Origin of the sequence: Ochrobactrum sp. WV_118_8 (assembly GCF_039631535.1) — a bacterium.
Lineage (GTDB): Bacteria > Pseudomonadota > Alphaproteobacteria > Rhizobiales > Rhizobiaceae > Brucella > Brucella anthropi.
In genome coordinates this window covers 1-14,989 of sequence record NZ_JBDIUZ010000003.1, presented here as the reverse complement: position 1 = coordinate 14,989, position 14,989 = coordinate 1, and the positions used below count along the sequence as shown (strand labels likewise).

The following is a 14,989-nucleotide window of genomic DNA, read 5'->3' as shown; positions in this document are numbered from 1 at the left end:
GCTCTGATGCATGAGGTGTCCACCAAAATAGGTGGACACCAAGTGATGGAAGAAGACGAGCAGAAACTGCGGGTGAGGCTTGTCGGTCGGAACGGGCGACGCCGATACGACCCCGCATCGAAGGACCGTCTTGTCGCGGCCTGCCTTGAGCCTGGCGTGTCGGTATCGAGGCTTGCGCTCGAGCATGGGGTCAATGCGAACCTTCTTCGGAAGTGGATAAAGAAGCGCGCGGAGACCCAGTCCCTGCCGCCGTCCTCACCACCGGCGTTCATCCCGGTTCAGATTGAAAGCATTTCCGATCGGGCCTTGCTGCGACAGAGCAGCATGGCTGCGGGGGATGTGCCGGGGACTTGCGATGGAGTGCGTGGGTCGGAATCCAAAAGGGCTGCATCTTTTCCCTCTCCAGCCAAGATGAGCGCGTCGCTGCCGAACGGCGTGAAGCTGACGCTGGAATGCGGTGATGTGGATGCGTTGGCAGCCGTAATCGGAGCGCTGTGTCATGTTCACACTGGGCGCTAATCTGAAAGTCTACCTGCACCGCGAGCCGATCGACTTTCGGGCCGGGATCAACAGCCTTGCGGTTTTGGTTCAGGAGACGATGGCGCTCGACCCGTTTGCTCCGGCGATTTTTGCGTTCTGCAATCGCCGCCGCGACCGGATGAAGCTCCTGTTCTTCGATCGGTCGGGCTTTGTGCTGGTCCTGAAGCGGCTGACCGAGGACAGGTTCAGGTGGCCGCGCCGGGAGGCTGCGGTCGTCCAGCTTACGACCGAGCAATTGCACTGGATTCTCGACGGCATCGATATTGACGCAATGGTCCGCCATCCGGTGCGGCAATATCAGGTTGCCGGTTGAGGGCTCTCGAATTGAGCGGTTGACGCTGCGGTATGCTTTCGATTCAAGAATCTGATGAGTCGACCCGGCGAACCGACTGTTGAAGAGTTGATGGCGCGCATTGCCGCGCTGCAGGCGGAGAACCGTCAACTCGCCGAACGCGTCGTCAAACTCGAGGAAGAGCTGGCGCTTGCGCGGCTGCATCGTTTTGCGCCGAAGAGTGAAAAGCACATTGACCGCCTCTTCAATGAAGCCGAACAGGCCGCGGATGAGGACGACGCCGACAGCGAAGATGGCGATGTCGTTGTCCTGCCGGACACGGGCTTGCCGGCGAGCGAAGGGGCGACGGGAAAGAAGCGCGGCCGCAAGGCCTTGCCGGAAAACCTGCCGCGCGAGCGTGTCGAGTATGACCTTCCCGACGCCCAGAAGGCTTGTCCTTGCTGCCGTCACCAGATGCATCGCATGGGCGAGACCGTTACCGAGCAACTTCATATCGAGGTGAAGGCGAAGGTCCTGCAGAATGTGCGGTTCAAATATGCTTGCCGTCATTGCGACCGCACCGGGATCAACACGCCGGTCGTGATCGCGCCGATGCCCACGCAACCTTTGCCGGGCAGCATCGCTACGGCCTCGACGCTGGCCTTCGCGCTCGTTCATAAGTATGTCGACGGCACACCGCTCTACCGCCTGGCGCAGGCCTTCGAGCGCGCCGGCGTTCCTGTCAGCCGCGGCGCTCTTGCTCACTGGGTGATCGGCTCGAGCGAAAAGCATCTCTCCCGCATCTATGACGCGCTGAAGCTGCGGCTCAGATCGCAGCCCCTCATCCATGGTGACGAGACCACGGTCCAGGTGCTGAAGGAAATGGACAGAGAGGCCGCCAGCACCTCGTATATGTGGGCTTACCGGAGCGGCGAGGACAGTAACGAGCCGATCGTGCTGCTCGATTATCAGCCGGGCCGCGGCCAGATTTATCCGCAGGCCTTCCTCGGCGATTACCGCGGCATCTTGATGAGCGACGGCTATTCCGCCTGGCGCACGCTGGAAGGGGCAACGCATCTTGGATGCATGGCCCATTCGAGGCGACGCTTCGTCGATGCCCTAAAGGCGAGGAAGAAAGGCGGCGGCCCGCCGGAACAGGCGCTCCGGTTCTTCGAACAGCTCTATCGGGTTGAAAGGCAGGCGCGGAACGAAATCCCCGATGACGGCGAAACGCGAGATCACTGCATTCGCCGCTTCCGCCAGCAACATAGTGTCCCCATCCTCCATGCTCTCAAGGCATGGCTCGACGACATCGCCCCAAAAGTCTTGCCGGACAGCAAGCTCGGCGACGCCGTCTCCTACACCCTGAACCAATGGGGATATCTGACTCGTTACACCGAGGACGGCAGCATGCCGATCGACAATAATCTTCTCGAGCGTGACATCAGGATTTTTGCAACTGGCCGGAAAAGTTGGCTGTTCAGCGATACCGTCGACGGAGCCAGGGCCAGCGCCGTCATCTACAGCCTGATGTTGACCTGCCGCGCCTGTGGCGTCGAGCCGCTAGCGTGGTTGCGCCACGTCCTCACTGAACTGCCTCAGTGCCCCGAGAACGTAGCTATCGACGATCTCCTGCCCTTCAACTTCCTCAAAGCCGCCGCAGCCTGACCCGACGCGTCCGTCTGAAAGCGACGATCAGTTGTTGCAAGGGCCGTCAACGTGCGGGGAAATGAGCGCTTACCATCAAAGCGAAATATCCGCGGTAACAACCGGGCGGTTACGGAGATCCTGAGCGAAAAGCAGAAACAAGATGCGCGTGTCGAGCTGACGGCCGGACTGAGCGTTTCGGCCGTCGCCAGGAAGTTCGCAACAAGCCGCCAGACTATCATGCGGATACGCGACGAGCGTTCACGCTCCGTTCGGTCTTAGCGCAGGATTTTGAACTGCTCTTGTCCTGACCCCAAAATGGCCGGTCACGCTCAGTCAGGACGTTGATCGAAGCGTCCAGCTTCCTGAAAGTCGTCGCAATGACGGACGGTCACGAGCAAAAGCGCGCAGCCGTCCGTAGGGTCCATTTCAGAGACAAAGCGTCAGCCAGGAACGCTTGATCGTGAGTTGCGCCAGGCCAACGCCGCCTGGAGCCCCTGCTCATTCCGTATTCGGTTGAAAGTCTCGCCTTCAGGCCCGCCGCTAGATTCGATAAAAATGTCCATTTCCAGAGACTGCAGTAACGCCTGCCTAAGTCCCATTATCTCGTAAGTTCTATTGATCGCTTTTTTCGTGAACTTCACGGAAGATGAAGCCGCAGATACTATTTTGGCTGCTGTTGCGATTGCACTATTAAGCACCTCGTCGTCCGGAACAACGTTATTGACGATTCCCAACTGCAAAGCCCTAGTCGCGGTAAGCCGATCCTCTCCAGTTAGAAGAAGTTCCTTTGCTTGTTTTGGCCCCGTAATCCATGGGAGTAGCATCGCGACGATACCCGAGCCAAATCGAACTTCCGGCTCGCCCATTAGTGTCGATTCACCTGCAATGGAAATATCGCACGCCAAGGCCAGTTCAAACGCTCCACCGATACAATGACCGTGGACCGCGGCAATCGTCGGCTTAGGGCTATCCCAGAAGCGAAGAATTAGATCGAGATCGGCTTCGAGCACAGATCTCCATCGAATGGGATCCATGGGTCCTCGTTCGGCGGCGGCTTTGAGGTCAAAACCCGCCGAGAATGCACGCCCCTCGCCAGAAACGATTGCAACTTTGATAGCGTCGTCACTGTCTACTCGATCCATCGCGAGATTGAGTTCGCTGACCATTTGCGGATTGATAGCATTCAATGAACGAGGGCGATTGAGCGTGATGTACGCTATCCCGTCGACTACTCTGAAGTTAATGGTAGAAAAATCGATATTCATTTCAATAAGAGATCCATTCCGCATGGGCAGAAGCCGGGTGATGATGTACCCGGCCCGCCATTTGATTTACACTCTCAACCAAGCTGGAATTTTTGCCATTCGTCTTCGTATTTTATCACATACGCCGACACTTCAGCATCGTTTTGAATAACTGCATCCTTGATGTTGTCAGGATGCGTTACAATAAACTTCGCCTGCTCCAGGGTGGCTTTTGCGGAAACATCTTCAAGAATAGGACCGTATGTCCCAACCGGAAGCAGCCGTTCTTGCGAGGTAGGAGACACTGCGTAGTTAATCAGCTCCATCGCCAAGTCACGGTTGGGCGTCCCTTTGGGCACCACATAGGCATTACCCCACGCAATAGCGTCCTTGAAAGTCATCGCAACTGGCGCACCCTCATGGATTGCATCAGCCACTCGCCCACTCCACGCCATGGCCATAGCAACCTCGCCCGTCGACAACAGTTGGGGTGGCTGAGCTCCTGCTGTCCACCAAACAGACACGTGTGGCTTGATCTCTTTGAGTTTGGCAAACGCGAGCTTCATCTTCTCTTCAGTAGCCGGATAAATCTCTTCTTTGGAGACACCCGCTGCGCGAAGAGCAGCTTCGTAGTTATACCAGAGCCTCGAATAGAGGCTTCGTGGGCCAGGAAAGTCCTTAACATTCCAAAAATCTGCCCACGATTCCGGGCGCGATCCCTCTGGGAACGCATCAGTATTGTAAGCAATTACTGACGCCCCTGTGGTGGTGTAGACGCCGTATTCGGTTCGCCAATGCGGAGCCAAATGATCAGCCTTCACGATGGAATAGTCGATCGGCTCCAGTAGATTGGTGTCTTTTCCCGTATAGATAAAGTATCCACCAACGCAGACAGCATCCCAGTCAACTGCATTGGCTTCGACCATTGCCTTCAACTTCGCGTAGTTTGTAGGAGAGACATTGGCAATCTCGATGCCCTTCTCCTTGGCAAATGGGTCAACAAACGCCATCTTCTCGACTTCTGAGAGCGCACCACCCCACGAGCAAAACGTAAAGGGGCGGCCTTGCGCCCAACTGCGTTTACCGATCGCACTACCAAATGCTGAAGCCGCGCCCAGCACTGCACCAGCATGCAAAACATTTCGACGTGTAATCATTCACTTTCTCCCATTTATACTGACCCGCGATCGCCAATACGCTTTGACGGTCTGACGTTCGCTCGAAAATACTAGCTAGAAAGAACACGCGCATCGGCATTGCGCCAAGTGACCTCGATCCGGTCTCCAACGTCAGCCGGACTAGCAGACATCGATCGCATCCAGAGTTCTTTGCCGCAATCCAACGTGACGCGCCGAGCAGTCAACTCACCCAGGTAAACAACCTCAGCAACCCGCCCCGCCAAACCGCTCTGGCCCTCTTCAGCAATCTGTAGCCCTTCCGGCCGAATAAGAAGAGATGCAGCCCCTTTGACCGAAGTGTTGCCAGCATCGGCGAACCGAACACCTTCACACCCGTCGATTGTAAATGAGATCTGGCCGCCGTTCTCTCCAAGTACGCATATTGGAAGTATATTCGACTCTCCCAGAAACTTTGCCACGAATATGTTCTTTGGTGTTGCGTACAGTTCGTGGGGCGTCCCAATCTGCTCAATACGGCCCTGACTCATAATAGCTACACGATCAGACATCACCATCGCCTCTTCTTGATCATGCGTCACAGAGATAGTTGTCCGCGGTGCGGCTAGATGAAGTCGTCTAATTTCCAACTGCACATGCTTTCGCAACTGTCGGTCAAGAGCCCCCAATGGTTCGTCCATCAACAGAACGTCCGGTTGAATGACCATAGCGCGCGCCAGGGCCACTCGTTGCTGTTGACCACCCGACAATTGCTGGATTGCTCGACCAGCGTAGCCGTCCAACTGAACCATGGTAAGGGCTTTGTTGACGAGAGATTCAACTTGAGCCTTCGGATACTTGCGAACCTTCAGACCATATGCGACATTCTCTCCAACATTGAGATTGGGAAAAAGAGCATAATTCTGAAACACCATCCCGATATTTCGATCTCTAGGCGGAACGTGGGTGACGTCGCGCTCACCCAGCAGCACCTGCCCAGTATCCGGGCTTAGAAAACCAGCCGCGATGTTTAACAGGGTCGTCTTACCGGAGCCACTTGGTCCGAGAAGCGTGAGAAACTCGCCTGAGCGAATATCTAAAGAGATAGGATCCAATGCGCGAACAGAACCAAAGTCCTTCCCCACGCTTTTAAAGCTAACCTGCACTCCGCTTTCAGCACTTTTCGTCATTTTTACACCTGCGCCTCTTTGCCTGGGGTTCCCCGGGAACGAAGCATTTGTACTGCTACGAATAGAACCACGGTAAGAATTAGAATTATTGTTGAGCCTGCAGCGGAGACTGGTGTGAACTCCACTCTAATCTGTTCCCACAACTTCACCGGAAGTGTCTTCGCGCCATATCCGGAAATGAATATTGAGACGATCACTTCGTCGAACGATGTCACGAACGCGAAGGCTGCACCACCAGCAAGGCCCGGCTTGATGGCTGGCAGGGTTACGGTCTTAAACACTTCCCAGCTCCCCGCCCCAAGTCCAGCCGCAGCGCGCAAAAGACTGGGATCGAGCCTCCGCAATGAGACACCAACGTTGATTACCACGAATGGCAAGCACAGAAGTGAATGGCCGAGCGCCAACCCGAGAACTGTTCCGTACAGTCCAACCTGCCTACTTACATAGTATATCGATATTGAGATCATTATAGCAGGGACAATTATTGGGGCTACTAGCAGACCAGTTAAGAGCATTCTCGTCGTTGCTCCTACCCTAGTAAGTCCGACTGCTATCATTGTCCCCACAATTACCGTAAAGATACACGCTATCGTCGCCACCTTGATGCTGTTCAGCATCGAGGAAACCCATCCGGCGTCTGCGAAGAATGCCTCATACCACCTAAACGAATAGCTCTCGGGTGGTATCTTCACAAACGATTGGTCACTAAGGGATGCTGGAACAACCGCAAATATCGGTAACAACAGAAAGGCCAGAACAAGTGCGCCAACTACATGACTTAACGTTTTTACGATCGAACTGTTCATCTCATCCCAACCATCGAACCGAGTGATAAGAATCTTGAAGCCAGAGCAAGGATACCCAGAACCAGGCCCAGCAAAATGAACGACGCAGCCGCAGCCAACGGCCACACAAGTCGCTCATTGACGAAGTTGTCAATCAACATCGCCGCTGTAAGATTCTGTAATCCACCGAGAAGGGTCGGGGTAATGTAAAAACCCAAAGCTAGGAGCAATACAAACGCCCCGCCAGCCAGCACGCCGGGCATAGTCAGTGGAAGATAAACACGGAGAAACGTCGTCGATCCGCGTGCGCCAAGCCCTTCACTAGCCTGCAAAAGGCGATTGTCTACTCGAAGCATCGATGAATACATCGGGAATATAGCATATGGAAGCAAGACATGAACCATGCCAAGATATACAGAAAAGTTATTGAACAGCATATTGATCGGAGACGTCGTGATTCCTGAATACATCAGGAAATTGTTTATTGGGCCATTGCGCTCAAGTAGAAGCATCCAGCTGAACGTTCGAACCAAAACACTTATCCAAAACGGAACAAGAACACAATATAGAGCGACTGAAAACCAAAACCCGCGAAGTTTTGTAAGCAGATATGCCGTCGGATAAGCAAGTACGACGCATATAATTGTCACTATGCAGGCAAGCACCATCGTGTTGACAAATACGCGTCTAAACACCGAACTTCCTATCAGCTCGGAATAGGAGGCTAGCGGACCTGCCTCCGAACTGAGACTGAGCGCAAATAGCTGTCCGAGCGGGATGAGAAACCAGGAGGCAATAAAGACCAGCGCTGGGAGAATGAGGAAGAGTGTCCCCCAATTTTCCCTGGACTTTAGAGTAGTCCCGGATGTTTGACGGAGCGTGTGGACCATTTTTTCGCTCCTACCACCCTGTATAGATGTCTAAGCCACGCTTGCGAATTTGACCTCCGATGATTGATCGCTGGATCTCCGAGGTTCCCTCCCAAATTCGGTCAACGCGAATATCTCGGTAGAGCCGTTCGACCGGATTTTCTCGCATGTAGCCACGTCCTCCCAATATCTGCAGAGCCGTGTCGATCACTCTCCCCGCCGCTTCTGAACAGAACAGTTTGGCTGCGCTGGCCCGCGCGTGAATTAGCTTTCGGTCGTCCACGTGATCGATTTCCCAAGCGATACGATACGCCATGGACTTAGCCGCCATAATCGTCACAGCCATGTCCGCGATCATGAATTCGATAGCCTGGAAGTCCCATATCGGCCGATTGAATTGGATGCGGTTTCGCGCGTAGCTCTCAGCAGCTTCCGCCGCGCGCGTTGCCGCGCCGATGCAATGAGCTGCAATTTGGAGCCGTGCCTCGACGAACCAATCTTTGGTCAGGTCATATCCCTGCCCCGGTTGGCCCAACATCGAATCCTCGCTAAGCGCAACGTCTTCGAAAACGACTTCCGCGTGGTCGTGCGCGTAGTTGTGCATGAATTGCGGAGAGCGAATATGTCTAACTCCGCTTTGGGCTTTGTCGACAATGAACAAGGTTGGCAGTGCCGGATCCCCATTGAGATGCGCATGGACAATTACAAAATCAGATGCGTTCCAATTCGTGACAAACCATTTTTCGCCGTTGAGCCGATAACCACCGTCGCAAGGCTCAGCGCTAGTCGTTACAGCCCCAGCATCTGACCCCGCACCAGGCTCGGTAATAGCAAAAGCCCCTCGCTTTTCTCCGCGACAGCTAGGAGCCAGATATAAGCGCCGTTGCTCCGCACTACCAAATTTCAGTGATACAGGCGGTTGCCAAACCACAGTCCAAAGACCGTTCGTTGCCCGACCAATTTGTTCATTGATCAATAGTTGCTCGAAAACCGTGAAGCCCTGGCCACCTTCCTCAACGCTGTGATTGATAGCCCCCAGTCCAGCATCGCGAACTTCCTGCCGAATCTTTGCTCTGTGTTCCTCAGGCAGCTCGCCATGCTGGTCAACGATCAGCTCCATTGGAGCCAACACGCCTTCAAAGAAGTCGCGACCACGCCGCTGGAGGTCCTTATGACGTTCGTTCAAAGAGAGATCCATCAGTGCCCCCTATCTGAAAGCATCGGCAGCACGAGGGCATCTACAGCCACACAACCAGCGACATTCACGATCAATGGATTAACGTCGATCTCGCCTATGCAACCAGAGAAGTCGTTTGCCAGCCAACTCAATCTCACTAGGCTATCGATCAACTTGTCTCGTTCGATGAAGTCCGTTCCTCGGTAACCGTCCAACAATTTGCTAATCTTGAGCGATGCAATCATTTCTGCGGCTTCATCGTAAGAAATGGGACCCAGAGCAGCTGCGCTGTCGTCTAACAACTCCATGAGAACCCCACCTGCCGAAATGACGACGACGGGCCCCCATTGGGGATCAAAGATGGCCCCAAGGGCTAACTCAATCCCCTTGGGGACCATCTCTGATACAAGTGCTTCCAACCCAAGCTTGTCGCTCATCGCGCGGTATGCAGAGTGCAATGCCGATGAATCTTTGATGTTGAGGACAACTCCACCGACGTCGGATTTATGCAAGATGCCTGGGGCCGCGGTCTTGAGGACAACGGGGAATGAGAGCTCTTCGGCGACAGCGGCGAGTTCACTTTCATGGGCGACCGCCCTGCTTTTCGCCGTTGCGATCCCATAGTCGGCCATAAGCGAAAGAGCTTCACGTTCACTTAGGGCCGATCCCTCTGCAAGCCGCATTCTCCAAGACTGAACTATTTCTGAACCGCCACAGCCGCTTGGACGTTGCGGTCCCGCCAGTCGTTGACGATCGCGCCAGTACAGCATGTTTTTTACGGCCTTGAGTGCAACACGCGTGCCGTCAATGACGGGGACACCCGCCGATGTCAGCTTCAACACGAGCTCTCGATGATTGACCATCGAATAGTTAGTGACCAACGCTACAGGCTTTTCCGTACATCTGTGAGTAGAAATTGTCGCGTCAACAAATCCATTAGACACGTAGTATCCGTCTCTGATGTCACAGAACATCATGCCAATGGCTGCGCTGTCGTCTTCGACGAGGGCGGTAAAACTCTCAGTAAATACAGATCTAAAATCTCGGGCTCCACCCCACGCATCCAATGGATTTGCCGGAATAAGCTCGGAATCGATTATCGTTCCAATCTTATCTTTGGTAGATTCGGACAACTGCGGATAAGTCACCCCGACGGCATCCGCAATGTCCGCAGCGAGTTCACGTTCGCCCCCGGAATCGTGAATAGCGACCAATCCACCGCGTCCAGGCCGTCTCGGGTATTGAAAGAGCGTTAGCGTAGCGGCTAGTTCATCCTCGTCGTCGACTTGAATTACGCCGTATCGCTTGAAAAGAGCTGTATAGGCAGCGTCGCTTCCCGCGATAGCACCCGTATGGCTAAGAGCCATCTCAGCGCTCGCAGCCGTTCTTCCAACTTTCAATATTACGACAGGGACATCCCTCGTTGCAGCTAGTTCGAGCGCCGCAGCAAAGCCAGCCGGGTCCCGAACCGACTCCAAGAACATACCGACAACGCGGATATTCTCATGATCGGCCATCCACCGAAGATAATCGGCAGCTGTAGTTACCAATTCCGCTCCGGAGGAAATTGCTACGTTGAACTTAAGTCGCTCATCGTTATGCGCCAATGCGCCGAATACCGAACCCGACTGTGCAAGCCACCCAATTGAACCGGGCTCCATCGCCTGCAGAGCGGGATAACCCGCAACCCGCAGCCCAATCTCGTTGTTGTAGAACCCCATGCAGTTACCGCCGCAGATGGACATTCCCGCGGCCCTCGCCTTGGTAGCCAAGCTCTCGCGTAACTTTCCACCATCTCCGTGAACCCCACAGGATGCAAAAATCGTAGCAGCTCGGGCTCCATGGGCAATCGCATCATCAAGAGCAGCCTCCAGGCGCTCATTGCCGACGCCAAGAACAACATGGTCAACCGTCTCGGGAAGCTCAGCAATGCTTCCGAAACACGGCATCCCATCTATTTCTCGATACTTGGGGTTTATCGCATAGACTGAACCGCCGTAACCTCCGACACGCGCCATGTCGACCATCGCGCGCCCCAGTGTATCCTGCCTGTCAGAAGCCCCGACCAGTGCAATAGAGCGCGGTTGTAGCAACGCTCTCATTGACCCTTCCGATTGGCTCATCATGCTTTCGGCCCCTACGCCAAACCGATGAACGTTCATTCCTACTAGCCTCCTCGAAAAACCTGACGATTTGTTCACACAAGCTCAAACAGCCGCTCATTCCGACTGCGTCCCACCACCCATCGCCCTGAATATCACTGACCGAAATTGCTCAATTGGAGCCGTCGATCTCTCCAGTTTTGCTTGCAAAATCGCGCCCTCCCAAGCAAACCAAAAAAACTTCGCCATCTCCGGAACATTTAGCTCTTTTGGCAGATCACCATGACGCTTTGCCTCTTCTAGGCAACTAGCTATGTATTCGGCCCACGATGAAAAAACAGCAAGAATACGGTCTCTAAACTGATCATCTAAGGCCCCCATCTCCTGACCAATATTTCCAATGAGGCACCCCCTCTTGAATGCGTACTTCTCAAGGCCCCGCACGCCCTCAGAGATATAATTGTCTATCCGATCGAGCGGCCGGACCGCGGGATCTCGAAGCAGCCGCGTCAACTTTTGGGCCCAGATGTATTCGTAATTTTCTATTACAGCGAGGCCGAATGCGGCCTTGCTCTCAAAGTAGTAGTAGAATGACCCCTTGGGTACGTCCGCAGTGCTAAGTATTTCTTCGACACCTGTACTTGAGAACCCTTTTTGGGAAAGCACCTCAGTGCCGATAGTAAGGAGCCGGGCGCGCGTTTCGTTTCGCGCCGATGCTTTAGCTTTTGGTTTTTGAAGTGTGCTCATAGAGATCAAATTAGACCGGTCTCTTAGTAGTGGTCAACACAATTTCTGCCTGGCTCAGATTTTCACGATGAGACGGCCACGTACTTGACCAGCTAGCAAATCCTGCGCGGCCGCTTCGACGTCCGCCAATTCGATTTCGCTCGTTATTCTGTCAAGTACCGCGCGATCGATTGCGGTTGCGATCCTCTCCCACGCAACGCGACGGACTGCTCGCGAAGCCATCACTGAATCGATTCCCGCGAGAGTGACGCCCCGCAAGATGAATGGCGCTACCGACCCCGGGAAGTCCATCCCCTGCGCAAGACCGCAGGCCGCCACTATTCCACCATACCTGGTACTGGCGCATGCATTTGCGAGAGTTACACTTCCCACACTGTCGATGACTGCAGCCCATTCTTCCTTTTGCAACGGCTTTCCAGGCTCAGAAAGTTGCTTGCGATCCATTACACGAGATGCACCGATCTCTTGCAAATATGATGACTCACTCAACCTGCCCGTGGACGCGACAGCTGCGTAGCCTAGTGTTTTCAGTAACATAAGCGCCATCCCGCCTACCCCGCCAGACGCCCCCGTCACCAAGACAGGTCCATCCTCAGGACGAACTCCGTGCCTTTCAATTGCTAAGATACAGAGCATAGCGGTGAGCCCCGCAGTTCCGACGCCCATAGATTCCCGCGATGACAATCCCGTCGGCAGTTCAGTGCTAAACCTGTCCGGGAGCGATACCGCTTCAGCTAGACAACCCCAACGAGTTTCGCCAAGCCCCCACCCGGTTGCCACGATCTGGGCCCCTTCGGGTATGGCAGAAGAAGTGCTTCGAATGACCCTCCCGGCACCGTCGATCCCTGGAACCATAGGCCATTTACGTACCACAGGCCCCTTGTTGGTGATGGCCAACGCGTCCTTATAATTCAGCGAGGAGTAGGCCACTTCGCACAAAATATTATCGTCACCGTCGCTGGGTACCTCCAGCTGCTCCAAGCGCGCTGAAAATTCAGATCCGTCTTTCTTTAGGACAATCGCTCTCATCAAAATTCCAATATGCAAAACCCAATTCGGCGAGTTTATAGAATCTTTTAGACTGGTCGTCTACAACTATTTTTGAGTCCGCCTTCGCAAACGTACCGATACCCTCACGCCAGCTGAGCGATCTGAAACCAATCTGGCTATCGCAATACTGAACCGCCCCGGGTTTGCCGGAGGCTCCAACTTCCAAATAGGATGGAGCCATGACGAGCAAAACGACGAACAAGTTTTCCCCTGAGGTGCGCGAGCGTGCCGTGCGGATGGTGTTGGATCACGAAGCTGATCATTCCTCCCGCTGGACTGCCTGCCAGTCGATCTCCGCCAAGATCGGCTGTTCGGCGCACACTCTACTGGATTGGGTAAAGAGGGCCGAGATCGATGCCGGCAGGAGGGCCGGCTTGCCGACGGACACGGCCGAGAAGATAAAGGCTCTTGAGCGGGAGAACCGCGAGCTCCGGCAGGCCAATGAGATCCTGCGCAAGGCGAGCGCTTATTTTGCCCAGGCGGAGCTCGACCGCCCATTCAAACGATGATTGCGTTCATTGACGATCACCGCGAGGCGCATGGGGTCGAGCCGATCTGCAAGGTGCTGCCGATCGCCCCATCGACGTACCACGATCATGTCGCCAAGCGCACTGATCCCGCGAAGCTGTCGGCGCGGGCGAAGCGGGACCTGGAGCTCAAACCGGCGATCGAACGCGTCTTCGCCGAGAACTTCGAGGTCTATGGCGCGAGGAAGGTCTGGCGGCAGATGGTGCGGGAGGGCTTCAATGTCGCGCGCTGCACGGTCGAGCGGCTGATGGCCGATCTCGGCCTTCACGGTGTTGTTCGTGGCAAGCCGATCCGCACGACGGTGCAGGACAAGGCCGCGCCGTGCCCGCTTGACCATGTGAATCGGGTCTTCCACGCGCCGGCTCCGAACAAGCTCTGGCTCTCGGATTTCACCTACGTCAGCACCTGGTCGGGCTTCGTCTACGTGGCCTTCGTCATCGACGCCTATGCGCGCCGTATCGTCGGCTGGCGGGTGAGCAGGACCGCCCACGCGAGCTTTGTGCTCGACGCTCTCGAACAGGCCCTGCACGAACGCCGGCCCGTTCATCGCGGCGGTCTGGTTCATCATTCCGACCGCGGATCGCAATATGTCAGCATCCGCTACACCGAACGCCTCGCCGAAGCCGGCATCGAACCGTCTGTGGGCAGTGTCGGCGACAGCTACGACAACGCGCTGGCCGAGACGATCAACGGCCTCTACAAGGCCGAGGTCATCCATCGGCGCGGACCATGGCGAAGCTTCGAGGCCGTCGAGTTCGCCACGCTGACCTGGGTCGACTGGTTCAACAATCGCCGGCTGCTGGAGCCCATCGGCAACATCCCGCCGGCCGAAGCTGAGGAACGCTACTACGCCATGCTGGAAGAACCCGCCATGGCGGCATAACTTAAACCAGAAGGCCTCCGGCAAACCCGGGGCGGTTCAATACCACCTTTATATTTTCGCGATACTGTTGCGGTCCACTCCCGAAATAGGCACGGAATTGGCGACTGAGATGCGAGGCATCACAGAACCCACACTCGATTGCGATGGTCGAAACTTGCCTATCTGTGGTCTCCAACAGATGGCGGACCCGTTGGAGCCTTATTCCTCGATAGGCAATTGAAGGTGTAACTCTTAGCGCCGCTTTAAATCGCCTCTCTAAGAGTTTTTTATTTACTTTAAGTTTGCTCGCAATTTGAGTGACCGATACGGGAGCGTCTATCGTCTGCTGCATAAATAGCAATCCTCTTTTTACTATCGGGTCGTTTGTTTGATAGACGAGCGGAGGCCCAGGTTGCGGCGCTTCTCCCATCTCGGCCTCATTGATCATCATAATATGCAAGCTCTTCATGGCCTGCGATTTACCAACATGACGGTCCACTAGGAACGCCGCTAAATGGGCCGTACTCGTCCCTCCCGAACACGTCAGCCGATCACGATCGACGACAAAAATCTGGTTTGAAACCAGGTTGACGCCTTCGAATTGGGCAAGAAATTCCGCGTCGTGAAACCAGCTTACGCAGCAACGGTACCCACTCAAAAGACCCGCTTTGTGCAATGTGAGTGACCCACTGCATAGGCCAATCAATGGAACTGATAAAGCAGCCGCTCTTCGGAGGTAGTCATCGACCTTCCGTACTCGTTTGTGATCACCAGCTACCAGGCCGCCGACAATAGCAATGTAGTCGAATTTGGCCGGATCCGTGAGCAGGTTTTGCGCTTGAACTACAATGCCGCAGCT

The 14,989-nt window shown here is 54.9% G+C and carries 14 protein-coding genes, 1 pseudogene and 1 other annotated feature; of the genes and pseudogenes, 5 read left to right on the top strand and 10 right to left on the bottom strand.

Features of this window, described 5'->3' with window-relative positions; all coding sequences use genetic code 11:
* Window positions 1-45: 45 nt before the first annotated feature.
* The 4 genes and pseudogenes from tnpA to ABDF71_RS24210 all read left to right on the top strand — a co-directional run.
* Complete coding sequence (tnpA, locus tag ABDF71_RS24225) at window positions 46-519, top strand: IS66-like element accessory protein TnpA (RefSeq protein WP_454623518.1); 474 nt, start codon at window positions 46-48, stop codon at window positions 517-519.
* Entirely contained in the window at window positions 500-853 is a 354-nt protein-coding gene (gene tnpB, locus ABDF71_RS24220) for an IS66 family insertion sequence element accessory protein TnpB (protein WP_120019434.1), read from the top strand. The genes tnpA and tnpB overlap by 20 nt, the downstream gene beginning before the upstream one ends.
* Window positions 854-907: 54 nt before the next feature.
* Window positions 908-2,479 (top strand): IS66 family transposase, encoded by a 1,572-nt coding sequence (gene tnpC / locus ABDF71_RS24215; RefSeq protein WP_454623509.1) that lies wholly within the window; start codon window positions 908-910, stop codon window positions 2,477-2,479.
* Window positions 2,480-2,599: 120 nt separating this feature from the next.
* Window positions 2,600-2,740: pseudogene (locus ABDF71_RS24210) on the top strand (recombinase family protein); the annotation flags it as partial.
* A gap of 161 nt (window positions 2,741-2,901) precedes the next feature.
* Here the strand turns inward: ABDF71_RS24210 and ABDF71_RS24205 are convergent.
* The 9 genes from ABDF71_RS24205 to acuI all read right to left on the bottom strand — a co-directional run bounded on the left by ABDF71_RS24205 (window position 2,902) and on the right by acuI (window position 12,719).
* The gene (locus tag ABDF71_RS24205) at window positions 2,902-3,726 is read right to left on the bottom strand and encodes an enoyl-CoA hydratase/isomerase family protein (protein ID WP_454623508.1); all 825 of its coding nucleotides are present in this window, start codon (window positions 3,724-3,726) and stop codon (window positions 2,902-2,904) included.
* 74 nt (window positions 3,727-3,800) lie between these two features.
* Window positions 3,801-4,862, bottom strand: coding sequence for an extracellular solute-binding protein (locus ABDF71_RS24200; protein ID WP_454623507.1), 1,062 nt, complete (start codon window positions 4,860-4,862; stop codon window positions 3,801-3,803).
* A 71-nt stretch (window positions 4,863-4,933) separates the two neighbouring features.
* On the bottom strand, window positions 4,934-6,010 hold the full coding sequence (locus ABDF71_RS24195; RefSeq protein WP_454623506.1) for an ABC transporter ATP-binding protein: 1,077 nt from the start codon (window positions 6,008-6,010) through the stop codon (window positions 4,934-4,936).
* 2 nt (window positions 6,011-6,012) lie between these two features.
* Window positions 6,013-6,816 carry an ABC transporter permease gene (locus ABDF71_RS24190; protein WP_454623505.1) on the bottom strand — a complete coding sequence of 268 codons (804 nt, stop codon included), beginning with the start codon at window positions 6,814-6,816 and terminating at the stop codon, window positions 6,013-6,015.
* Window positions 6,813-7,685, bottom strand: coding sequence for an ABC transporter permease (locus tag ABDF71_RS24185; RefSeq protein WP_279772890.1), 873 nt, complete (start codon window positions 7,683-7,685; stop codon window positions 6,813-6,815). The genes ABDF71_RS24190 and ABDF71_RS24185 overlap by 4 nt, the downstream gene beginning before the upstream one ends.
* 10 nt (window positions 7,686-7,695) lie before the next feature.
* Window positions 7,696-8,862 (bottom strand): acyl-CoA dehydrogenase family protein, encoded by a 1,167-nt coding sequence (locus tag ABDF71_RS24180; protein WP_454623504.1) that lies wholly within the window; start codon window positions 8,860-8,862, stop codon window positions 7,696-7,698.
* Entirely contained in the window at window positions 8,862-11,003 is a 2,142-nt protein-coding gene (locus ABDF71_RS24175) for an acetate--CoA ligase family protein (RefSeq protein WP_454623503.1), read from the bottom strand. The genes ABDF71_RS24180 and ABDF71_RS24175 overlap by 1 nt, the downstream gene beginning before the upstream one ends.
* Window positions 11,004-11,060: 57 nt before the next feature.
* Window positions 11,061-11,690 (bottom strand): TetR/AcrR family transcriptional regulator, encoded by a 630-nt coding sequence (locus tag ABDF71_RS24170; protein ID WP_454623502.1) that lies wholly within the window; start codon window positions 11,688-11,690, stop codon window positions 11,061-11,063.
* 54 nt (window positions 11,691-11,744) lie between these two features.
* Window positions 11,745-12,719, bottom strand: a complete 975-nt coding sequence (acuI, locus tag ABDF71_RS24165; protein ID WP_454623501.1) for an acrylyl-CoA reductase (NADPH) — start codon at window positions 12,717-12,719, stop codon at window positions 11,745-11,747.
* Between the two features lie 200 nt (window positions 12,720-12,919).
* Between acuI and ABDF71_RS24160 the strand changes: the two genes are divergently transcribed.
* Window positions 12,920-14,151 (top strand): IS3 family transposase gene (locus ABDF71_RS24160; protein ID WP_113334188.1). Its coding sequence is split into 2 segments (ribosomal slippage): window positions 12,920-13,211 and window positions 13,211-14,151, totalling 1,233 coding nucleotides; the frame shifts between segments, so codons are not numbered across the junction.
* Window positions 13,204-13,320, top strand: a sequence feature (AL1L pseudoknot). Its footprint overlaps the gene before it by 117 nt.
* A 1-nt stretch (window position 14,152) precedes the next feature.
* Here ABDF71_RS24160 and ABDF71_RS24155 read toward each other — a convergent pair.
* Window positions 14,153-14,989: GlxA family transcriptional regulator (locus ABDF71_RS24155; protein ID WP_500061826.1), on the bottom strand; the 837-nt coding region annotated here is incomplete at its 5' end.